Genomic DNA, 274 nt, shown 5'->3' on the forward strand with positions numbered 1-274 from the left:
CCAGGAGAACAAATGGGCCCAAGGAGAACCCGGCTTCACGCCGCGATGGAAAAAACGCTTCTATTCGGCCGTGGCCGATATCGCCGTCAACGACAGGGCAGGCCTGGTGCTGGCGATGTCGCGCCGGCAGTCCAGGATCGAACGCTGGATCATGAGCGTGGACGACAAGGGCAAGCCCCTGCGCACGCCCAACATCTATGGCGATCGCATCGACAATTTCCTGGGAAAATTCAGCGTGCATGCCAGCGCCGACACGGTGGCCGACCTGACGCTG

At 61.7% G+C, this 274-nt stretch carries 1 protein-coding gene; it reads left to right on the forward strand.

Translation table 11 applies throughout. The features are described from left to right. Window positions 1–70: 70 nt before the first annotated feature. A partial coding sequence (locus SB751_RS30385) for a hypothetical protein (RefSeq protein WP_410749070.1) occupies window positions 71–274 on the forward strand: 204 nt, incomplete at its 3' end.

Source organism: Cupriavidus sp. SIMBA_020, from assembly GCF_046535395.1.
GTDB classification, from domain to species: Bacteria; Pseudomonadota; Gammaproteobacteria; order Burkholderiales; family Burkholderiaceae; genus Cupriavidus; species Cupriavidus campinensis.